Raw genomic sequence first — 21,935 nt, forward strand, 5'->3', positions numbered from 1 at the left:
CTTATTTTCTGCAAATTTACGCTCTTGGAACCATATAAACAACTGTACTACAATATTTTAATTTATAGAACTCCTCTTAACTTCTTCTGTCACTGCTAATGTAAATCTCTTTAAATCGATAAATTCTGCAATGATGCATCCTTTCTGCTCAGTTAATTTTGTAATCATTTTTTTGATTTTTAATAATGCGTTTTGGTTTAGATTAGTTGTTTTTCTTGAATGTAAATAAATTATGTTTCCTTAGGTTGCCTATAGAATGTCGAAAATAGGACAAAAAGTATAAATAACCAAATCTTTTTTATAAGAAAATCATATTCCGGCCGGATAAAAATTTGACGAAAGAGGAAGTCTGAACAGATATAAATTATATCTTTGTGATGTTTTTAAATGTTAACGTTTGCAATTATGACGGGGAAGATGACAGGTGGATTTGTGTGGAAGCGGTGACGGATCGGGATGAATGTGAATCGACTAAATTTACGATATAAATAAAATAAAATGAAAACAACACCTTTTACCCATTTTCATGAAGCTTTGGGAGCACGTATGGCTCCGTTTGCAGGATATAATATGCCCATCGAATATCCGACAGGAATTAAAGAAGAGCATCTGAATGTCCGTAATAAACTTGGAGTTTTTGATGTTTCCCATATGGGAGAATTTTGGATTAAAGGACCGAAAGCTTTTGAATTGGTTCAGAAATTAACCACAAATGATGTGGCCGCTTTGATAGACGGAAAAGTACAATATAGTTGTTTCCCCAATGATAAGGGTGGTATTGTAGACGACTTGCTGGTGTATCGTTTCAGTGCTGAAAAATACCTGCTGGTAGTTAATGCTGCTAATATCGAAAAAGACTGGAACTGGGTGGTAAAATACGGCGCAGAACTGGGTATGAAACCGGGCGTCGAACTGGAAAATGCTTCCGACAATATTTGCCAGCTGGCTATCCAGGGGCCTTTGGCATTGAAAGCCATGCAGAAGCTGACCTCGGAAAATGTTGTCGATATGGAGTATTATACTTTTAAAGAAATACCGTTTGCGGGGATCGATAAAGTTATTTTCTCCACGACAGGTTATACCGGTTCTGGTGGTTGTGAAGTTTATGCTTATAATAAAGATGCTGAGAAATTGTGGAATGCCGTTTTCGAAGCCGGAGCGGAATTCGGGATACAACCGATCGGATTGGGTGCCCGCGATACCTTGAGATTGGAAGCCGGTTTCTGTCTCTATGGGCATGAAATCGACGATGATCATTCGCCTATCGAAGCCGGTTTGGGATGGATTACTAAATTCGTGCCCGGAAATGATTTTATCATGCGGGAATACCATGAAAAATTGAAAGCAGATAAACCGACCCGTTATATGAAACCTTTTGAAATCATCGACCGGGGAATTGCACGGCAAGGATATCCTATCGAAGATGCCGAAGGAAATGAAATCGGTGTAGTATGTTCGGGAACGGTATCTCCTTTAACCGGAAAATCTATCGGTACGGGATATGTTAAAAGCGGTTTCCATAAATTAGATAGTGAAATATTTATCCGGGTGAGAAATAAGGCGTTGAAAGCAAAAATTGTAAAAACTCCTTTTTTCTGATACCGGAAATTCAAATACCGAAAAACTATCCCAAAGTCATTATTTTGACTTTGGGATTAGTGTCTCTCTTAGAGAGAGTGATTAAATGATTTCTTTTTTGAGGTATATTCGGCACCGATTTGTTAAGGTGATTTTAAATTATAAGTAAATCCGAATATTTCTCTTATAAAATGATATTTTGCGCAGTATATTTTGCATATTTGTAACGTTTGAAGAAAAATTGAATTAAAATTTAAAACCTTTAATTATTATACAAAATGAGAAAACATATTTTTAACGCAGGTCCTTGTAAGTTGCCGGATATGACATTGGAAAATACGGCAAAAGCTGTGATGGAATTAGGGAATTGTGGCCAGTCTATTCTGGAAGTATCTCACCGTTCAGCTGATTTTCAGGCTGTTTATGATGAGACTGTCGCCCTGTTCAAAGAAGTGTTGAATATCCCCGATAATTATTCTGTTATTTTCTTGGGTGGTGGTGCCAGTATGCAGTTCTGCATGATTCCTTACAATTTCCTGGGTAAAAAAGCGGCTTATGTGAATACCGGCGTTTGGTCTAAAAAAGCAATCGCTGAGGCTAAACTTTGGGGTGAAGTTGAAGTGATCGCTTCTTCTGAAGACCGGAATTTTACTTATTATCCGAAAGGATTCCAGATTCCTGCCGATGTCGATTATCTGCATATTACATCGAATAATACGATCCGTGGTACCGAGATTTTCGAAGATCTGGATAGCCCTGTGCCCTTGATTGCCGATATGTCGTCCGATATTTGTAGTCGTCCGATCGACGTAAAAAAATATATGATGATCTATGGCGGATGCCAGAAGAACTTAGGACCTGCCGGTGCTACTTTCGTGATTATCCGTAACGACTATCTGGATAAAGTAGTGGCTGACCGCAAGATCCCGACCATGCTGAAATATCAGACTCATGTCGATAACGGATCTATGTTCAATACCCCTCCTTGTATCAATATCTTTGCCGTTGGTCAGACCCTGAAATGGATCAAACAAATGGGCGGTGTTGAAGCTATGGAAAGACGTGCTATCGAAAGATGCAATGCATTGTACAGCGAATTCGACCGCAATACGGTATTCCGTGCTGTTGTTGAAGAAGGTTCACGTTCTCGTATGAATATTCCGTTCTTGTTAGCCGAAGGATATGAAGAACTGGAGAAAGAATTTTTGGATTTCTGTAAATCTAAAAACATCGTAGGCGTGAAAGGTCACCGTTTGGTGGGTGGTTTCCGTGCTTCTACCTACAATGCTTGTACGATGGAAGATGTAAATGCTTTGATTGCTGCCATGCAGGAATTTGAAAAAGCACATAAAAAATAAATAATATTAATTCAGATGAAAGATTTACGATTTACGACCGTGCTGAGGCCTCTCGTAAATTGTAAATCTTAATCGTAAATTTTGGTAGTTATGACAAAGGTTCTGATTGCAACCGATAAACCTTTTGCTCCGGTGGCAGTAAAAGGTATCCGCGAAATCGTGGAAACTCAGGGTTATGAATTGGCTTTATTGGAAAAATATACTTCTCCGGAAGAATTGATCGCTGCTGTTGCCGACGTAGATGCTATGATCATCCGTTCGGATAAAGCGACAAAAGAAGTGATCGATGCTGCTAAAAAACTGAAAGTAATTGTACGTGCCGGAGCCGGTTATGATAATATCGACCTGCAGGCTTGTACCGATCATGGCGTAGTGGCTATGAATACTCCGGGACAGAACTCGAATGCTGTGGCTGAATTGGTATTCGGTATGGCTGTTTATCTGGCTCGTAATTTCTATAACGGTAAATCCGGGCATGAACTGAAAGGAAAGAAAATCGGTGTACATGCTTACGGAAACGTGGGACAAAACGTGGGACGTATTGCCAAAGGCTTCGGAATGGAAGTGTATGCTTTCGACCCGTTCATGACCGATGAACAAATCAAGGCTGCGGGGGCTACTCCGTTGCATTCTGCCGAAGAAATGTATGCGATGTGTGATTATGTATCTCTGCATATCCCGGCTACCGAGAAGACAAAGAAATCGATCAATTATGAATTGTTGAATCGCATGCCGAAAGGAGCTGTATTGATCAACACTGCCCGTAAGGAAGTGATCAATGAAGAAGAATTGGTGAAATTGATGGCCGATCGTCCCGATTTCAAATATATTTCCGATATCGCTCCGGACAATGCCGCTGAATATGCCCAGTTCGAAGGCCGTTATTTCTTTACTCCGAAGAAAATGGGTGCTCAGACTGAAGAAGCGAATGTAAATGCAGGCTTGGCTGCTGCCCGTCAAATTGTGGCTTTCCTGGAACATGGAGATGCTAAATTTAAAGTAAATAAATAATATTTTTATGGCTATAGTAAAACCATTCAAAGGCTTACGTACTCCTAACCAGGAAGTATGCGAGGAATTGGCTTGCCTCCCGTATGACGTGATGAATTCGGAAGAAGCTGCACAGATGGCTGCAGGAAAACCGAAATCATTGCTGCATGTTACCCGGGCCGAAATCGATTGCCCTGCCGGAACGGATATCCACTCGGAAGAAGTTTACAATAAGAGTGTTGAAAATTTCAAAATGTTTCAGGACAAGGGATGGTTGGTACAGGATCCGGAAGCGAAATTTTATATTTATGCTCAGACCATGGAAGGCCGTACCCAATACGGTATTGTCGGTTGTGCTGCCTGTGAGGATTATATGAACGGGGTGATTAAAAAACATGAACTCACCCGTCCCGATAAAGAAGAGGACCGGATGGTGCTGACCCGTTATGTGAATGCTAACCTGGAACCGGTATTTTTTGCCTATCGTGCCGTGCCTGAAATTGACGCTATCGTTGAAGATATTGTGAAGAATCAGAAAGCAGACTACGATTTTGTGGCAGAAGACGGGTTCGGACACCATTTTTGGGCGATCAACTGTCCGGAAACCAATAAACGGTTGGAAGAGTTGTTCGCAACGAGAGTGCCGAACACCTATGTGGCCGACGGACACCACCGTACAGCTGCAGCTGCCCGTATCGGTGCCGAATATACAGCAAAGAATCCGAATCATACCGGTAAAGAAGAGTACAACTTCTTTATGGCCGTACATTTCCCCGACCATCAGCTGAAGATTATCGATTACAACCGGGTAGTGAAAGATCTGAATGGTCTGACCGAAGCTCAGTTGCTCGAGAAATTGAACGCTCATTTCGAAGTAAAGGAAATGGGTACCGAGATTTATCATCCGGCAAAATTGCACGAGTTCAGTATGTATCTGGGCGGTAAGTGGTATCGTCTGACCGCTAAAGCAGGTTCGTATGATGACAACGATCCGATCGGAGTATTGGATGTGACCATTCTTTCCAAACATGTGTTGGCCGATATCCTCGATATTCAGGATTTGCGTACCTCTAAACGAATCGATTTCGTGGGGGGGATACGTGGATTAGGTGAACTGAAAAAACGCGTAGACAGCGGGGAGATGAAAGTGGCTTTCGCTCTGTATCCGGTTTCTATGGAACAGTTGCTGAATATTGCCGATACCGGTAATATCATGCCGCCGAAAACTACCTGGTTCGAACCGAAACTTCGTTCCGGTTTAGTAATCCATAAAATTTGATTTTTGAAAATCTGAAATAAGATACCATCTTCTCTCAGAGGATGGTATTTTTTTCGGATGTGAATTTGGGTGTTAGTTTCAGTACAGGATAAAGCGTTCATGATTTATGCTTAAAGATATTCTGATTTCGATGATTATTTGGGTGGTAGTGGGATGTGGTAACGGCTCCGGGGTGAAACGACTGGATACAAGAGCTGTGGAAAAGGACACTGTTTTGAAATGGAGTCAATTGGTCGGTGAGAGCCGGTTAGTGCGTATGGAGACGAAAGAAGAGGCTTTGTTAAACGATTATTTTCGGGTATGGGCCGGAGAGAAGTATATTATTACTTACGGAAACGAAGAAATGTATCAGTTCGCCGCCGATGGTACTTATATCCGTAAATTGGCTTCTTATGGACGTGCTCCGGGCGAATATCAGAATATTATAGCCCTCACAGTAGATGAACCGGGCGAACGATTGTATTTTTCGGATTATGGAAGGCAAAATAGTATCCAGGTAATTAATTTGAAAAATGGAGAATATGAAAATTCCCTGCCCGGAATTTACGGATTTCCGAAGAAGATGATACTGGCCGGTGATTCGGTTCTTTATTGTATTCCTTTGTTATTGAAAGATGCAGCCTATGAAATTTATGCCCTTACTTCTTCCGGACAATTCCTGGGAGGGATTAAAAAAGAGACTTGTCGGGAGGAGCGTCAGAAGAATCATTCTTATCTGGGGATAGCGGGAGGATTTGTTCACTATATGTCAGGGATAACGGATACTTTGTATCGGATAACTGCCGATACAAGAAAACCCGAATATTATTTTCATGCAGGACATTATTTGAAAGAATTCAAGCCTGATGAAAAAGGAGAAGAAATTGAAATGATAGTTGAAACTTCTCGGTTCATCTTATTCGATCGTTTATTCATCCGGATGGCTGATTCCAGATTTGGTAAAAATATAATTACTTACGACGAAAACCGGGATCCTGAAACTTATGTATTCGATAAACTGAACGATGGTTTATTCAAAGTAAAGAGTATTTATTTCGACGACCTTGACTTTGAATTGGAGGATTATCTGTTCGAAGTTTCTGAGCATTATCTTTGTCAATCTTTTTCTGCAATGGAATTTCGGGAAAGGATAAAATCAGCAAATTCCCCTTACCATGATTGGTATAATGCAATAGCCGATGATGATAATCCTGTATTGGTGTTGGGAAAGGTACGTAATTAAATTCGGATGACAGATTTCCCCGTTTTCGCAAATATCCTTAATTCGTTGAAGATAACGAATAACAGAGTATCTCCGGAGAGAAATTCTTATTGTTTTGGAAACTGATTGCGTATATTCGGTCGGATTTTTCATCGACACAGAAGCTTAAAATATAACGGTTCAAACGATATCTTTTCAAAAAACGGCCCTGCCAGTCGAATTGGTGTATTTCAAAATTATTATTGGAGATCGATAAATCTTTATTTTTAGAATCGCAGTATAATAAATAGATATAGTTGTCCGTGCTGAAATAGTTTTTATAGTAGTTGACTTCCTCTTCAACCCGGGCATTTAATTTGTCCAGGACGGTAACTTTATTTACAGATTTATCGATGGGAAATTGGTAACGGGTCGATTCTAAATTATTTAATGAAATAATATCGATGATGGGGAAATGCCTGTAAATAATGGCAACAGAATCCATCGTATTCGGTTTCAATATGTAAAATGCATGATAGATATTCGAATTGGCTATAAAATCGGTAATTTTTTTTTCTTTTATTATGGAAGGATAATTCTTGTAATTTAATAAATATCGATTACTGGAAATATTGGCAATGGAAAATTGATAATCAGACATACCTGAATTGGCAAAAATGGTCGAATCGTTGATTAAATATACACAATCCGCAGCTGTCAATCCCACTCTGACATTGATTTTCTCTGGGGTGTATAGAGGATTGGAGAATAAGCTATCGGTACAAAATAAAGTATATCTTAGTTTTTCAATAATAAGAAATTTATTCGGGGAATGCCGGTAAACCCTCGGCGTTAGATATTCATTGGGTCCCCGTCCTATACTTCCGTAGGTTTTTAATAAATGGAAAGAATTTAGGGAATAATATTTTAAGAATTTATTCTCGTCCGTTTCTGCATCTTTGATAATCAATAAGGTATCTGAAATCCAGATTTTTTCAGGATTTAATAATGTCGTATCCGTTAACGCGATAGAAGTCGGTGTTAAATCAATGGCAGGAAAAGTATTTAAATCTTGTAACTCAACTAGTTTACATGAATATGGTTTTTCTCTGGAGGTACAAGATAATACCAATAGTAATAAACATATATAAACTGTTTTTTTCATATTTAATTCTTTATATAATCGATAAATATATTCATTATCATTTTATTATCGAGAGGAGAACCACATAAAATTTTATTATCTTCAATTAGAAATGTTTGACTACGAGGAATAAGAGGATTTAGTTTAAAAAAATTATGAGTATAATCAAAGTAGAATTAAAAATCCTTATTTTGCTTAATAATTTCATCTAAACGTTCAAATTCATCTCCAATAACTAAAAATATTATTTTTTTCTGCAACTTTTTATTTTGGGAAGCAATTAATTCCCATTTGTTTAAATTTACATAACAGTCTTCACAGGTTGGACTGATTATATTTAAAATATAATTAGAATTTGAAATATGTTGATTTGTCGAATCTAAACAAGAATAATCTATCGGTTTGTTTATAATGAAAGAGTAATCAGAATTCATTATTTTTAAGAGTTTTCTTTTTTGAAAACTACTTAAATTTATGATAATTATCAATACGATTAATAGAATCCCTGATATGTAGTATATAATTTTTTTCATCTCTCTATAAAAAGTATCTTAAAATCTCTAAATTGCAAAATAGATATTTTAAGATAAAAATTTAACAATCCTGATATAAGGGGTTATTTCCTTGTTTATCTGGACATTTTCTTACACATGTTATACTTCGTAATAGCATTTGGATAGATATATTGTAAAGTTATGACGAATGTTGCTATAGTTATTCTAATTTGTTGTTCTATAATATTGTTTTATATATATATTTAACATATGGGTGGGGATATATGTTTTAGGGGTTTTATTTATGGTATAAATATCTTGCAAAATATAATGAAAGCATTGTAACAAATAATTTTCAGTTTCGATGATTTCACTTTTAAAACGATCCTGGAATAGATGATCATATCTGCCGTATTTATTATTGAACCACATGGCATAGCTGGTTACTATCCGCCGGATGTGTTCGCTGAGGGCAGGACTTTCAATTTTTTTTCCATATGAAGTATAAGGCGGTGAGCAGCAAAAGGGTAGTAAGGGCGAATGCCCATACATTCATTGCACGGGATTGAGCTGTCATAACGTAATCTTGTATTTCTAGTGTTTCCATAATTTATTTCGTGGATTTACTGATATAACGCAGAAAATCCTTATCGGTCGAAAAATTTGGGATTCCGGGACGGACCTTTTGTCCGGTTTTATATCAGACTTACCGCCCGGTATTTTGTTAGTTGCAATGGTTACAGTGGTTAAGGAGTAACCATTGAAACCGCTGTAACATTGCTAATCTTTTATTTTAGAAGTGGGTGAAAAGAGAGCTTGCTTAAAATGGGACGAAAAGTCCGTCCCGGAATCCCGGAAGAGGTTAATATTTCAGCCATTTGTAAAGTTCTTTCCAAGTGACTTTTTTGCCATACATTAAAATACCGATGCGGTAAATTTTTCCGGATAGCCAGGTAAAAAAGATAAAACTGACGATTAATAATGCCATAGAGGTCAGGATTTCCCAGGTCGGTACTCCGAAGGGGATACGGACCAGCATAACGATCGGTGAGGTGAACGGGATCAAGGAACTCCAGAATACCATCGGGGATTCGGGACTTTTCATGGCGGCGAAACCGATGTATAACCCGATGACGAGGATAATCGACAAAGGGGTCAGGAATTGTTGCGAGTCGGTTTCGTTATCGACGGCAGCACCGATAGCGGCGAATAAAGAAGCATATAACAGGTAGCCTCCGATAAAATAGAATAAGAAAGAGGCCAGGAATTTAATGATAAAGATCGGGTCGATGGTCATCGCAACCTTTTGGATGATTTGCATTTTTTCAGCGCTCAGATTCCCTGTACCGGCTATATCCGGCAGGCCGCCGGCCAGGTTGCCGGCATTTCTCAGTGCTTCCAGATCGATACCCGGCAGGAAGAATGTTTGCATGACCAGGATCAGCACAAGGCCGAATACTACCCAAATCAGGAATTGTACGAGGCCGACAGCTGCTACTCCGATGATTTTACCTAACAGAAATTGAAACGGTTTGACAGAAGAGACCAATACCTCGATAATCCGGTTTGTTTTTTCTTCGATCACTCCTTTCATGACTTGAGAGGCATACATGAATATAAAGAAGTAGATAATCATGCCGCCGATCAATCCGATAGCCGAAGCGACTTCCGACGAGCTTTCTTTGGCTTCGCCCGAGTCGGTGATCTTTAACGTACGCACCAGTACAGGTGTTTGTGTGGCCGATAATTGTTCTTCCAAATCGGGGACTTGTGATTCGGCAATGACTTTTGCTCTTTTTATGTCTTCAATTTTTTTGCGCAATTGGGCCGCGATTTCATTTTTCAATTCCATAGGAACCTGAGAGAAAGAATAGACCGGAATTTCCGGGTGATCCATAATATTTTCCGGGATTGAAATCAGGGCGTAATAGTCATGTTGCCGGAGAAATTCCGAAGCTCCCGATTCATCGACCGGGGTATTCAGATATTCGAATGTATTGTTGTTGATTTGCTCGAATGGTGTCTCGAGTACTGACTGATTGATCACTGCAATTTTACGGTCCTGTGTGTCGTCTTTCAGAAGCATCCACATCAGGAAAGCATAAAAACCGGCTAAAAGAATGGGGACGACGAGTGTCAGTACCAGAAAACTTCTTTTCCGTACTCTGGTTGTAAATTCGCGTCCTATGATGATAAGCGTTTTATTCATTTCAGATTTATGATTTGGGGTTTACGAAGTGGATTATTCTTCCTGTTTGATGTCGTTAACCATTTCTCCTTTCACTAATTTGATAAAGATATCGTTCATTCCCGGTATGACCTTTTGATAAGAGATAATATCGGTTTTGTCGAGCAGACGACGTAATAAAGTATTGGTCGGACAAGCCGCGAGGCGTTGCAGGACCAGTTCGTGTTGTCCGTCTTCTATTTTTTCGGAAAGCAGTTCATATTCTTCTCCGATCACTTCTTGCGGATGAAAATCCGGTTGATATTTACAGATGAGTCGGTAAGTATTGTTGGCATACTTATTCCGGATCTGATTGATCGGGCCTTCGATAATTTTTTTTGATTTGTTAATCAAGGCAATATGGCTACAGATTTCCTCGACGGAAGCCATATTGTGGGTGGAAAAAATAATGGTCGTTCCTTTTTTGCGCAGTTCCAGTATTTCTTTTTTTAGGAGTTCGACATTGATGGGGTCGAATCCGCTGAACGGTTCATCAAAAATCAGCATTTCCGGTTCGTGCAGGACGGTGGTGATGAATTGCACCTTTTGGGCCATTCCTTTGGATAATTCTTCTACTTTCCGATCCCACCAGGCCTCGATTCCGAATTTCTCGAACCAGGCTTTCAATTGTTGAATCGCGTCATGACGGCTCACTCCTTTCAGACGAGCCAGATAAACGGCCTGTTCACCGACTTTCATCTTTTTATAGAGGCCTCTTTCTTCAGGCAGATAACCGATGCGGTTCATGTCGGCAGGTTCCAGTTTATGGTCTTTAAAATAAAGTTCACCCGAATCCGGTCCTGTAATCTGGTTTATAATTCGGATCAGAGAAGTCTTTCCGGCTCCGTTGGGGCCTAACAATCCATAAATAGCTCCTTCCGGGATTTCGATAGATACATCGTCCAAAGCCCGGTGATTGGCATAATTTTTAATAATATTTTTAGCGACAAAAAAACTCATACCTTTTCACTTACAACAGTTACAAAAGTTACAACGGTTATAATGGTCAGGATTCACATCTAAGATCCTTGTAACCTTTGAAATCTTTGTAACGACATAAATTGCAGAATTAAATTGGTTGATAAAGTCCAAAGACTTTATCAACTTTACCAATTCATTATACCTGCCATTATTATAAATACAAATGCTGATATGTTAATACGCTCCTGTGGTCGGCACATTTACATATTAGCACATCAGCATAACAGATCAGCTGTATTCAGACAGCTTCATTTTCTTCCATTTCGATCATCAATGTCCCCTTCGGAATTTTATCTCCTGAGTTGACATATATTTTTTTGATTTTACCCGAAAATGGTGCAGCCAGTTTGTTATTCATCTTCATAGCCTGAAGAATCAGAAGAACATCTCCTTCCTGGACTTCCTGGCCCTCTTTCACTTCGATTTGCATAATGGTTCCTGGAATGTGTGAAGTCAGCAGATAGGGATTCGGTTCTTCCCATTTTTTTCGGTTTACCCATTTCTGGGTAAGCTGAGTTTTATATTCTACGCCATTCAGCAGGAATTTTTCATATTTAACAGTCATTTTACCTCCTTTTTAGTGGTTCTGAAACTTTTAAGTCTTTCAGTTTAAAAGTCCGGGAATTCATGGACTTTATAAACTCTGAACACTGTTAGAACGGAGGAATTCCGTGTTTCTTAGCAGGTGTCATAACGGTTTTATTACCGGAGACTTCGATAGAATGTTTCAATAACAGGCGTGTTTCCGACGGTTCGATCACCGAGTCGATATATCCTTTGGAAGCTGCTACATAAGGATTAGCAAATTTCTCGCGATATTCGGCAACTTTCTGCTTCCGTGTTTCTTCCGGATTAGCAGATTCTTTTATTTCTTTACGGAAAATAATGTTTGCTGCCCCTTCCGGTCCCATTACGGCGATTTCGGCTGTCGGCCAGGCAAACATAAAGTCGGCTTTCAGGTGGCGTGAGTTCATGGCGATGTATCCACCACCGTAAGCTTTACGCAGGATTACCGTCACTTTAGGTACGGTAGCTTCACTATAAGCATACAATACTTTTGCTCCGTGGCGGATCACACCCATATATTCCTGTTCAACGCCCGGTAGATATCCCGGCATGTCTTCGAAGGTCACGATCGGAATATTGAATGCGTCGCAGAAACGGATAAACCGGCCTGCTTTATCGGCAGAGTCGCAATCCAATACACCGGCTAATACCAACGGTTGATTGGCCACGAAACCGATCGTTTCTCCATCTACCCGACCGAATCCGACAACGATATTCTGTGCAAAGTCCTGTTGTACCTCGAAGAAATCGGAATCGTCGGCAACGGCTTTGATAATATCTCTTACATCATAAGGCTGGGTAGGATCTGCAGGAAGGATTTTTTCGATATTGTATTCTGCTTTCGGAGCTTTTGACGGAAAGGCTTTCGCTTTACGTTGATTGTTCCAGGGGATAAAGGTGAGCAGTTTTTTTATTTGTTCGAAACATTCTGCTTCTGTAGAGGCAAAGAAGTGGGCATTTCCACTGATACAGGCATGAACGCGTGCTCCTCCGAGGTCTTCCATACTAACTTCTTCTCCCAGTACTGTTTTTACTACTTCCGGACCTGTGATGAACATTTTGGAAATATTATCTACCACAAATACGAAATCGGTCAATGCCGGAGAATAAACGGCTCCACCAGCACAAGGACCCAGAATAACGGACAATTGAGGGATAACACCGGAAGCCTGTGTATTGCGGAAGAAAATTTCTCCATAACCGGCCAGTGAATCCACCCCTTCCTGGATACGTGCACCACCCGAGTCGTTGATACCGATGATCGGCATCCGCATTTTGATGGCATGATCCATAATTTTGGTGATTTTACGGGCGTGCATCAGTCCTAACGAACCTCCTGCAACAGTGAAATCCTGAGCATAAATAGCAACGGGTTCTCCATAGACAGTACCGGTACCGATAACGACACCGTCGCCGTGAAGAACTTTCTTGTCCATATCAAAATCCTTAGATTGGTGCTCTACGAACATGTCGTACTCGTGGAAAGAACCTTTGTCCAAAATCCCCTCGATACGCTCACGGGCTGTCAATTTACCCATGGCGGCCTGCTTTTTGATAGCATCTTCGCCACCACCCTGAAGTACAATTTCTTTCCTCTTTCTTAAGTCAAGAATATTCCTTTTAAGTGACATAGTAATTTATTTTATTATTAACTTGCGTAATTCCTTCTCAGAAATTAACACACCATTTAAACTGCAAGATTACGTAAAAAAAATGATTTAAAAAATACCTATCTTTATTATACTAATCGGTATCTATTGATATCATTGAGGGTTGAAGTCGAAATTTTAACGGTTTATTTGAAAAATTTACTATTATCTGTATTTATTAATAAATGGGGAGGGGGAATTTCCTGGCTTTGCCAGGAAATTCTCTCAACAAACCGAAGTTTTTCAACGACTAATCTCTTAGGTGTAATTAGTTTTTTAAGTTGTTCCTTCGCCGCTTACAGTTCATAAAGTTTGTAGACTGATTGAATTCTACCGTTTAAATAGTTTCAGCAGTTTAGAAGTAAGGCCTAATCGCTGTAACTGAAAAGCAGCATGTTTTACTACAAGCTTTATGTATTTTCATCGCCTGTCGTCGGGGGAAGGGGGATTTGTTCTTCCGGGGTTTTGTGGTGTTGCAGGTAGAGACTGTCGATGATACCGTCGACCAGGCCGATGGTAGGCACGACGATATGCTTCGCTTGGGTATGTTCTGCGACTAGCAGGAAGATATCTGCGGCATTGGTAATGACATCCGCACGGTCGGGTTTCAGATTGTATAACCGGGCACGTTCTTCTAAGGAATAGTTTTTTAGAGTGTTGTTGAGTTGTACTAATTTTTCTACCGGGAGAGTCATTTTATTTTTGGCCGGAAGTTTAGCTAACCGGAACAATTTATTGATATTTCCACCGGACCCGATGATCGTGATTACCGGGTATTGTTCCCGCAATTTATTCAGGTCTCTTTTCAAACGGTTGTATACGCTGGGAACGACTTTCCCTTTCAACAGGCGTACGGTTCCGATGTTGTAAGAACGTGAACTGCGGAGTATTCCTTGATGGATCAAGCTGATTTCCGTGCTACCTCCCCCGACGTCGACATAGATATAATCGGCGTTTTTATCCGCCAGGTATTCGATGTGATTATCGTATACCAAACGGGCTTCTTCCTCTCCGTTGATAATATCTATCCGGATACCTGACTTCCGGGTGATGGTTTCGATTACTTCTTTCCCGTTTGCGGCATCCCGCATTGCCGATGTGGCACAAGCCCGATAGGCATCGACTTCGTATATTTTCATCAGTTGCCGATAAGCCTTCATCAGACGGAGTAGTTTTTTAGCTTTACTGGCCGGTATTTCACCTTGTGTAAATACTTCTTCTCCCAGACGCAGGGGAACCCTTAGAAGGAGCTCTTTTGTAAACAACTGTTCCGATGTTTCGGGATTGATACTTTTGATCAATAATCTGACTGCATTGGAGCCGATATCGATTGCTGCATAATTTACTTTACTCATGGGGTATGTTATTAGTTGTGATTCCTTGTATGTCTTCCTGATAATAGTGATATAAGGCCGATTGTGACCGGAATAGCGAATGGTCTTCGTTTTCCCAGGGGATATTCTGTCCTGTGCCGTCGACTTGTCGTCCCTGCAGAGAGTCTTTCAGGCCATATTCGACGATTCGTTTCAATTCGGTTTGAATTTCCTTATCATAAACGGGGGTAAGTACTTCGATCCGGTTGTCCAGATTCCGGGGCATCCAGTCGGCAGAACCTGTCAGGCAGATCATATCACCTGCATTTTCGAAAATGAAAATTCGCGAATGTTCCAGATAACGGTCGATAATTCCGTTGATCCGGATGTTTTCGCTTATTCCCGGGATTCCTGTGACGATAGAACAATTACCTCGTACCACCAGGTCGATCTTTACGCCTGCGGCCGAAGCTTCATAAAGCTTAGCGATCAATGTCCGGTCTGTAATATGGTTTACCTTTCCTAATATCCGGGCCGGTTTTTGTTTTCTGGCATTTTTGATTTCCTCTTCGATCAATTTCAATAGTTTGGAACGCATGTCGTTGGGAGATACCAGTAATTCTTTGAATTTTACGGGGAGATAAGGTTTTTCAATAAAGTCGAATACATGCCGGATTTCTTTTACCAGGGTTTTGCGTGCGGTAAAAAGGGTGACATCGGTATATCGGGTAGCATTCCCTTCATGAAAATTTCCGGTACTGACACAGGCGATATCTCCCTGTCTACCCGATATATATACTAGTTTTGCGTGTATTTTCAGGCCTTCGACTCCGAATACGACTTTGATTCCGGCATCTTGCATTTGTTTAGACCAGCTGATATTCGATGCTTCGTCGAAACGGGCGAGTAGTTCGATAACTACAGTTACTTTTTTTCCGTTTCTGGCTGCTGCGATTAAAGTTTGGATAACCTTGGAATTTTTCGCTACCCGGTAGAGGGTCATTTTTATGGCTTTGACGTTCGGGTCGATCGTGGCTTCCCGGAGTACACGCAAGAAAGAAGAAAAACTGTGATAAGGATAGTGCAGGAAGAGATCGCGGGTACAAATGGTATTCAAGATGCTGTCGTCCCCTGAAAAGTCCGTTTTGAACAATGGAGGCTGAGGGGGATATTTTAAATCGTCGCGTTTACAATCGGGAAATTTCATCAGATCTTTCAGATTTTGATATCTACCGGCTCCAACCTGAGTATCCCAGCGGTCCATACAAAGCATCCGGCTGAGGTGGCGCTGCATAACCGCAGGCATCCGGCTGTCGTATACCAACCGGATCGGTTCCCCGTTTTTTCTGCTTTTCACCCCCTTCGATATTTTTTGCATAATGCTGTTCCGAAGATCCGAATCGAGTTCCATTTCTGCGTCTTTAGTAAACTTGAACGTGTAAGCCTCGAAGTGGTCGTAAGGCCGACCGTTGAATATCAGGGGAAGGCAAAAACGGACGATGTCGTCCAAGAACATCAGGCATATGCGGTCGTCATCGCCGGGGATCCGGATAAAACGGCCGTATGATTGCACCGGCAAAGCGATAATAGCAAAATCTTTTTTAGTTTTTCCTGTGGTTTGCAGACAGACGCTCAGATAGATATGGTCGTCGGGTTGGTCACTGAAATGACGGAAAGAAGAAGTGAAAAGCGGGGTCGTAGAGCCGATCAGTTGTGTTTTGTAAAATTCACGGATATAGTTGGCTTGCTCCTCCTGTAATTCTTGTTCGTTCAGGAGGTAAATCCGGTTTTGCCGGAGTGCTGTATTTATTGCTGTAAATGTTTCCTCGAATTTTTGTGTATACAGGGCATTCAACCGGCTGATTTCCCTGAAGGTTTGAATGGCGGTTTCTCTCTCTGTCTTAATGGTTTTATCCTCATATTCGATGATTCGGTTGAGGGTGGCTACCCGTACCCTGTAAAATTCGTCCAGATTATTGGAGTAGATTCCCAGAAAGGATAACCGTTCGAGTAAAGGAACCGGGGCTTTTTCTGCTTCGGACAGGATTCTCCGGTTAAAATACATCCAACTGATATCCCTTTCCAGGTAGGGAATCTCACCTTTTTTCTTTGTTACTTTCATGGATAAAATACAATGTATTGATTTAATTACGAATGTATTTTATCCATGTTACTATTTAATGACAGAAATGCGACATTGTCGTTGAGGCTGGAATTGTCTTTATAAAATTTCTTTCAGGTGTTTATAATTGGAATTGATCGTATCGATAATCTCCTGTGTCCGGCCGGTCAATAACATTTTATACATGGCTTGTGCGAATCCGGTCATTTGATTCCATTCTATTTGCGGGGGCATAGCCAGTGCATTCGGATCGGTCATTACATTCAGTAGAGCAGCTTCCGGTGAGTTCAAGGCTTCGACCAATACCGGGAGTACATCGTCCGGACGGCTGACGGTATAGCTCTTTATCCCCATCGCTTGAGCCACCAGGGCAAAATCCGGATTTTGCATGTCGGTTTCGTTGTCCGGCAGGCCGGCGACTTCCATTTCGAGTTTTACCATACCCAAAGAACGGTTATTGAATACAATAATCTTGACCGGTAGCTTATATTGGGCGATGGTTGCCAGATCACCCAGTAACATAGAGATGCCTCCGTCGCCGCAGAGAGCGATCACCTGTCTGCCCGGATAGGCGAACGATGCTCCTATAGCCTGGGGCATAGCGTTGGCCATTGTGCCGTGATTGAAAGAGCCTAACATCTTTCGCTGGCCGGAAGCTTTCAGGTAACGGGCTCCCCAGACACAGGTCATACCCGTATCGACGGTAAAAATAGCATTTGCCTGAGCAGTTTCGTCGACCATCGCCATGACATATTCCGGGTGAATCTTATTATCACTGCCTTTGTTTTCGACGTAAGCATTCAGGTCTTTAATTACTTTGGAATAACCGAGCAACTGATCGTTCAGAAAGCTTTTGTCGCTTTTGGCTTGTAAAAGAGGTAATAAAGCTTCGAGTGTCGTCTTGATATCTCCGCATAGCCCCATTTGTACTTTGGCTCTTCGGCCCAGGTGACTGGGATCGATGTCGATCTGAACGATTTTATTGTGAGTCGGTAAAAACGGGCCGTACGGGAAATCGGTACCTAATAAAACCAGTACATCGGCCGCATGCATGCTGTTGTAACCCGATGCCATGCCTAATAAGCCGGTCATCCCTACTTCATTGGGATTATCATATTGGATTTCCATCTTACTTTTGAAAGAATAGGCTACCGGGGCTTTCAACCGATGGGACAATTCGACGATTTCTTCGTGTGCATCTTTGGCTCCGATGCCACAAAACAGGGTTATATTGCTATTGTTGTTCAACAGATCGGCCAGCGCCTGTAATTCGGTATCCGATGGACAGGTGCGGGGATGAGTCGGATAGTTGATCTCTGAAGAAGGAATATTGACCTGGCTTTCTCCGGTCAAATCTCCGGGGATACCGATGACACTGACTCCTCTGCGGGAGAGAGCGGTTTGTATAGCCCCCTGTAGCATGCGGGGGAGTTGACCCGGTGTAGTCGCTAATTGGTTGTAATAACTGCAGTCGTCGAACAGGCGGATGGTGTCGGTCTCCTGGAAGTAGGTCGTTCCGAATTCACCTGAAATAATGGTAGAAGCGATGGCTAAGACAGGAGCCCCTGAACGGTGGGCGTCATAGAGCCCGTTGATCAGGTGCACATGGCCGGGACCGCTGCTACCTGCACAACAGGCCAGGTCGCCGTGAAGCTGGGCTTCTGCTCCGGCAGCAAAAGCTCCGGTTTCTTCGTGACGTACGTGAATCCACTGAATCCGGCCGTCTTTGCGGACAGCATCGTTAATCTTATTTAAACTGTCACCTGTGACAGCATAAATTCTTTTTACACCGGCTTTTACCAGCATATCTACAATTTGCTCTGCTATGTTTGCCATAATTTAAACGTTTCAATTTTTATATCAAACGAGCTTTAGCCGGAAAGGTTTATTTTTAACTTTAGAATCTGAAGAAAGAAGGCGATAGTTTATAAAATTGAGAGTCCGTAAAGTTTATAAAGTATCCCCGAAGGCCATCGACTTTACAAACTTTACGGACTTTACAACCGATGCTGTTATTTTATGCTTTTGCCTGATCGAGGCGCTTGACAACTTGGCCGTAGATGATCAGGGCAATGGCGGAAGCCAGTGCGATTACAGCAAAATAATACCAGATGTAATGGGCATTACTGCTGGCAGCGAGCCATTCGCTACGAGTGGCGAACAGGCTTTCGTCAGGGCAATATTTACTTAATAAATAGCCGGAAAGTCCGAATCCTAAAATGGAAGACAAAAACGAATGCAGGTGGCTGAAACCCAGGTATAATCCTTCCTCGCCCTTGGGGGCTTGCAGGGAGAAATATTCCAGAAAACGCGGGGAAATAAAAGTTTCCGCCAGTCCCTGGAAGACGATACCTACAACCATCATAAAAGCTACCGGGTGCATGGTCAGAATGGTCGATTCCGGATTCAGCATATTTCCCGAAGCCATGCACAAAGCGGACAACGGCATGATAAACATTCCGACGGTCATCGAAGTAAGGGCTGTCCGGTGACGCATCAGCTGGGTGACCAGGTTGACACACAGCACTACGACCAAAGGGTTGACATTGGCATACCAGGAAGGGGATGCGCCTTCCCCGGCCAGACGGAGTACGTATTTGGGCATGGTTGCATACAATTGATGTTGTACCATCCAGAAACCCGTAATGATCAGGATCAGGATGATCAGCCGGCCGTTAGAACATACTTTTAATAGAGCATTCCAGATTTGCCGGAAAGTTTTTCCCTCTCCGCTGTGTTGAGCACTTTTATAGAAAAACCAGATCGCTATGAGAGCCAGAAAGGTCATACTGGCCGAAAAATAATTCAAGGTGATCAATCCTTCATTCCCTAAAGCCTCTCTAAGGGGTTTTACAATGGTTTTACCCGAGAATGCACCGATATTGACCATGCCGTAAAAGATGGCGAATCCTTTGGCCCGGGTAGCTTCTGTCGTTTCTTTGGCCACCGTTCCCGAGATTACACTTTTGATAAAAGCTCCTCCGATGACGATCAGAGCCATAATCGGGATAATGCCGTATTGCAGGCCACTCTCGGTGAGGCCTTTAAAGACGGTGGTATGCCCATATTCTACCAGTCCGGCACTTTCGAGCCAGGTAGGAAATAAAGCCAGACCACCGTAACCGATAGTCAATAAGGTGAAAGCCAGGAGCATAGAGTTCCGGAAGCCGATCTTGTCGGCCAAAGCTCCGGCAAAAGTTGGCAGCAGATAAAGGAAAGCGGAGAAAGTACCTGCGATGGTGGCAGCCTGAATGTCATTGAACCCCAATATACGGCTAAGGTAGAGGGTGATCACGATAAATACACCGTAGTAGGCAGCACGTTCGAACAATTCCACGGTGTTGGCCACCCAGAATGCTTTACTGAACCTGATTTTTTCTTTGTTTTTTGCTGTCGTTGTCATACTTTTTTTGTTTTAGATTTTTTAGCACGGGGCAAAACTAGTAAAATAAACCAAAGTATGTATGTTTTGATTAATTTTGTATGTATGAAAACAGATGAAATAAAAACTGAAATCCATCCCTTGGAGCCTTTCTTCCCGCAAGGGGCAAGGCTATTGATGATGGGAAGTTTCCCGCCGAAACGTGAACGTTGGAAAATGGATTTTTACTATCCTAATTTTCAGAATGACATGTGGCGTATCTTTGGATTGGTATTTTTCGACGACAAGGAACATTTTCTGACGGCAGATAAAAAATCATTTTGCGAACAACGGATCCGGGATTTTCTTATCCGGCAAGGAATTGCCTTGACCGATTCCGGCCGGGAAGTCGTTCGGCAGAAAGATAATGCCTCGGATAAATTTTTGGAAATCGTCCGCAAGATCGATTTGTCCGACGTACTGCGGCAATTACCGCACTGTGTAGCCATTGCGACAACAGGGCAGAAAGCGACGGACACTTTGCTTTCTCTGGTCGAAGCCTCTCAGCCACCGGTAGGAGGTTTTTCGACTTTTCATTTCGAGGGTAGAACGATCCGGTTATACCGCATGCCCTCTTCTTCCCGTGCCTATCCGAAACCCTTGCCTGAAAAGGCAGCGGTTTATAAGCGTATGTTCGGGGAGGTCGGTGGTTTCTTTTAGAGAAAGAGCATCAGATTTCTTTCTCTATCAGATAGACGTTACGGTCGGTAGCCGAACGGGATACCAGCTCGGCTACAAAGCCGGCTAAAAACAGTTGGGTCCCGAGGATCATACAAACCAAAGAAATATAAAAATAGGGATTATCGGTTACCAAACGGGCCCTGATCCCTTGTGAAAGACAGATCAGTTTATCTATACCGATCCAGCCGGCTGCACAAAACCCGATGATAAACAGCAAGGTTCCTATAGCCCCGAACAGATGCATCGGTTTTTTGGCAAAACGGGTAATAAAGGTGATAGACAACAAATCCAGCATTCCATTGATAAATCGGTTTAAACCGCCGAATTTGGTTACTCCGTATTTCCGTGCCCGGTGCTGTACGACCTTTTCTCCGATTTTAGTGAAGCCGGCCTGTTGGGCCAGGATAGGGATATAGCGGTGCATTTCTCCGTATACTTCGATGCTTTTCACAACTTTATTCTTGTAAGCTTTGAGCCCACAGTTGAAATCGTGCAGATGGATCCCTGAAAATTTCCGGGCTGTCGCATTGAATAATTTGGTGGGTATTGTCTTTGATTTCGGATCGAATCTTTTTTTCTTCCAGCCGGAAATCATGTCGTAATCTTCGGACATGATCATTTGATAAAGAGCCGGTATTTCGTCCGGGCTATCCTGCATATCGGCGTCCATCGTAATGACAACATCTCCTTGGGCATTCTGGAACCCGCAGTGTAAGGCTGCGGATTTACCGTAATTCCGCCGGAATTTTATGGCACGGATATGTTTGTTTTGGGTAGAAAGGGTTTCGATGAGTGCCCAGGAATTATCGCTACTGCCATCGTCTACCATGATGATTTCATACGTAAAATGATTCGCTGCCATGACCCGTTCGATCCAGGCTGTTAGTTCCGGCAGAGATTCGTCTTCATTATATAACGGTATAACGACTGATATGTCCATGATCTGAAAAT

Annotated in this window: 17 protein-coding genes; 6 read left to right on the forward strand and 11 right to left on the reverse strand. The window is 42.0% G+C overall.

The features are described 5' to 3' along the window. Positions 1–498: 498 nt before the first annotated feature. From gcvT to WS42_RS09250, 5 genes are all read left to right on the forward strand, one after another. Entirely contained in the window at positions 499–1,599 is a 1,101-nt protein-coding gene (gene gcvT / locus WS42_RS09230; RefSeq protein WP_013612008.1) for a glycine cleavage system aminomethyltransferase GcvT, read from the forward strand. A gap of 257 nt (positions 1,600–1,856) precedes the next feature. Beyond that, entirely contained in the window at positions 1,857–2,936 is a 1,080-nt protein-coding gene (gene serC, locus WS42_RS09235) for a 3-phosphoserine/phosphohydroxythreonine transaminase (protein ID WP_013612007.1), read from the forward strand. Between the two features lie 90 nt (positions 2,937–3,026). Next, positions 3,027–3,947 carry a 3-phosphoglycerate dehydrogenase gene (locus WS42_RS09240; RefSeq protein ID WP_022159445.1) on the forward strand — a complete coding sequence of 307 codons (921 nt, stop codon included), beginning with the start codon at positions 3,027–3,029 and terminating at the stop codon, positions 3,945–3,947. A 7-nt stretch (positions 3,948–3,954) separates the two neighbouring features. Next, complete coding sequence (locus tag WS42_RS09245; protein ID WP_046451013.1) at positions 3,955–5,205, forward strand: DUF1015 domain-containing protein; 1,251 nt, start codon at positions 3,955–3,957, stop codon at positions 5,203–5,205. A gap of 106 nt (positions 5,206–5,311) precedes the next feature. Then, complete coding sequence (locus tag WS42_RS09250; RefSeq protein WP_046403177.1) at positions 5,312–6,427, forward strand: DUF4934 domain-containing protein; 1,116 nt, start codon at positions 5,312–5,314, stop codon at positions 6,425–6,427. A 37-nt stretch (positions 6,428–6,464) separates the two neighbouring features. Here WS42_RS09250 and WS42_RS09255 read toward each other — a convergent pair whose 3' ends face one another. The 10 genes from WS42_RS09255 to WS42_RS09305 form a co-directional block, all read right to left on the reverse strand. Next, on the reverse strand, positions 6,465–7,550 hold the full coding sequence (locus WS42_RS09255) for a BF3164 family lipoprotein (protein ID WP_022159447.1): 1,086 nt from the start codon (positions 7,548–7,550) through the stop codon (positions 6,465–6,467). Positions 7,551–7,705: 155 nt separating this feature from the next. Continuing rightward, on the reverse strand, positions 7,706–8,062 hold the full coding sequence (locus WS42_RS09260; RefSeq protein WP_140403408.1) for a hypothetical protein: 357 nt from the start codon (positions 8,060–8,062) through the stop codon (positions 7,706–7,708). 823 nt (positions 8,063–8,885) lie between these two features. Then, a complete protein-coding gene (locus WS42_RS09270) occupies positions 8,886–10,232 on the reverse strand; it encodes an ABC transporter permease (RefSeq protein WP_013611998.1) in 1,347 nt (448 codons plus the stop codon). 33 nt (positions 10,233–10,265) lie between these two features. Next, the gene (locus WS42_RS09275; RefSeq protein ID WP_013611997.1) at positions 10,266–11,210 is read right to left on the reverse strand and encodes an ABC transporter ATP-binding protein; all 945 of its coding nucleotides are present in this window, start codon (positions 11,208–11,210) and stop codon (positions 10,266–10,268) included. Between the two features lie 259 nt (positions 11,211–11,469). Continuing rightward, positions 11,470–11,796: an acyl-CoA carboxylase biotin carboxyl carrier protein subunit gene (locus WS42_RS09280; RefSeq protein ID WP_013611996.1), complete on the reverse strand. Its 327-nt coding sequence runs from the start codon at positions 11,794–11,796 to the stop codon at positions 11,470–11,472. Positions 11,797–11,884: 88 nt separating this feature from the next. Continuing rightward, positions 11,885–13,429, reverse strand: coding sequence for an acyl-CoA carboxylase subunit beta (locus WS42_RS09285; protein ID WP_022159755.1), 1,545 nt, complete (start codon positions 13,427–13,429; stop codon positions 11,885–11,887). A gap of 428 nt (positions 13,430–13,857) precedes the next feature. Beyond that, the gene (locus tag WS42_RS09290; protein ID WP_022159754.1) at positions 13,858–14,802 is read right to left on the reverse strand and encodes a Ppx/GppA phosphatase family protein; all 945 of its coding nucleotides are present in this window, start codon (positions 14,800–14,802) and stop codon (positions 13,858–13,860) included. Then, the gene (locus tag WS42_RS09295) at positions 14,795–16,882 is read right to left on the reverse strand and encodes an RNA degradosome polyphosphate kinase (protein ID WP_022159753.1); all 2,088 of its coding nucleotides are present in this window, start codon (positions 16,880–16,882) and stop codon (positions 14,795–14,797) included. Before WS42_RS09295 ends, WS42_RS09290 begins: the two co-directional genes overlap by 8 nt. 99 nt (positions 16,883–16,981) lie before the next feature. Next, complete coding sequence (locus tag WS42_RS09300) at positions 16,982–18,721, reverse strand: thiamine pyrophosphate-dependent enzyme (protein WP_087394578.1); 1,740 nt, start codon at positions 18,719–18,721, stop codon at positions 16,982–16,984. Positions 18,722–18,899: 178 nt separating this feature from the next. Further along, positions 18,900–20,285: an MFS transporter gene (locus tag WS42_RS09305; protein WP_022159751.1), complete on the reverse strand. Its 1,386-nt coding sequence runs from the start codon at positions 20,283–20,285 to the stop codon at positions 18,900–18,902. An 84-nt stretch (positions 20,286–20,369) separates the two neighbouring features. Here WS42_RS09305 and WS42_RS09310 point away from each other — a divergent pair, with 84 nt between their 5' ends. Beyond that, the gene (locus WS42_RS09310) at positions 20,370–20,963 is read left to right on the forward strand and encodes a uracil-DNA glycosylase family protein (RefSeq protein WP_046451016.1); all 594 of its coding nucleotides are present in this window, start codon (positions 20,370–20,372) and stop codon (positions 20,961–20,963) included. Positions 20,964–20,973: 10 nt separating this feature from the next. Here WS42_RS09310 and WS42_RS09315 read toward each other — a convergent pair whose 3' ends face one another. Next, positions 20,974–21,924, reverse strand: coding sequence for a glycosyltransferase family 2 protein (locus WS42_RS09315; protein WP_046403209.1), 951 nt, complete (start codon positions 21,922–21,924; stop codon positions 20,974–20,976). Between the last annotated feature and the right edge of the window lie 11 nt (positions 21,925–21,935).

Origin of the sequence: Odoribacter sp. N54.MGS-14 (assembly GCF_000980295.1) — a bacterium.
Taxonomy (GTDB): Bacteria; Bacteroidota; Bacteroidia; order Bacteroidales; family Marinifilaceae; genus Odoribacter; species Odoribacter splanchnicus.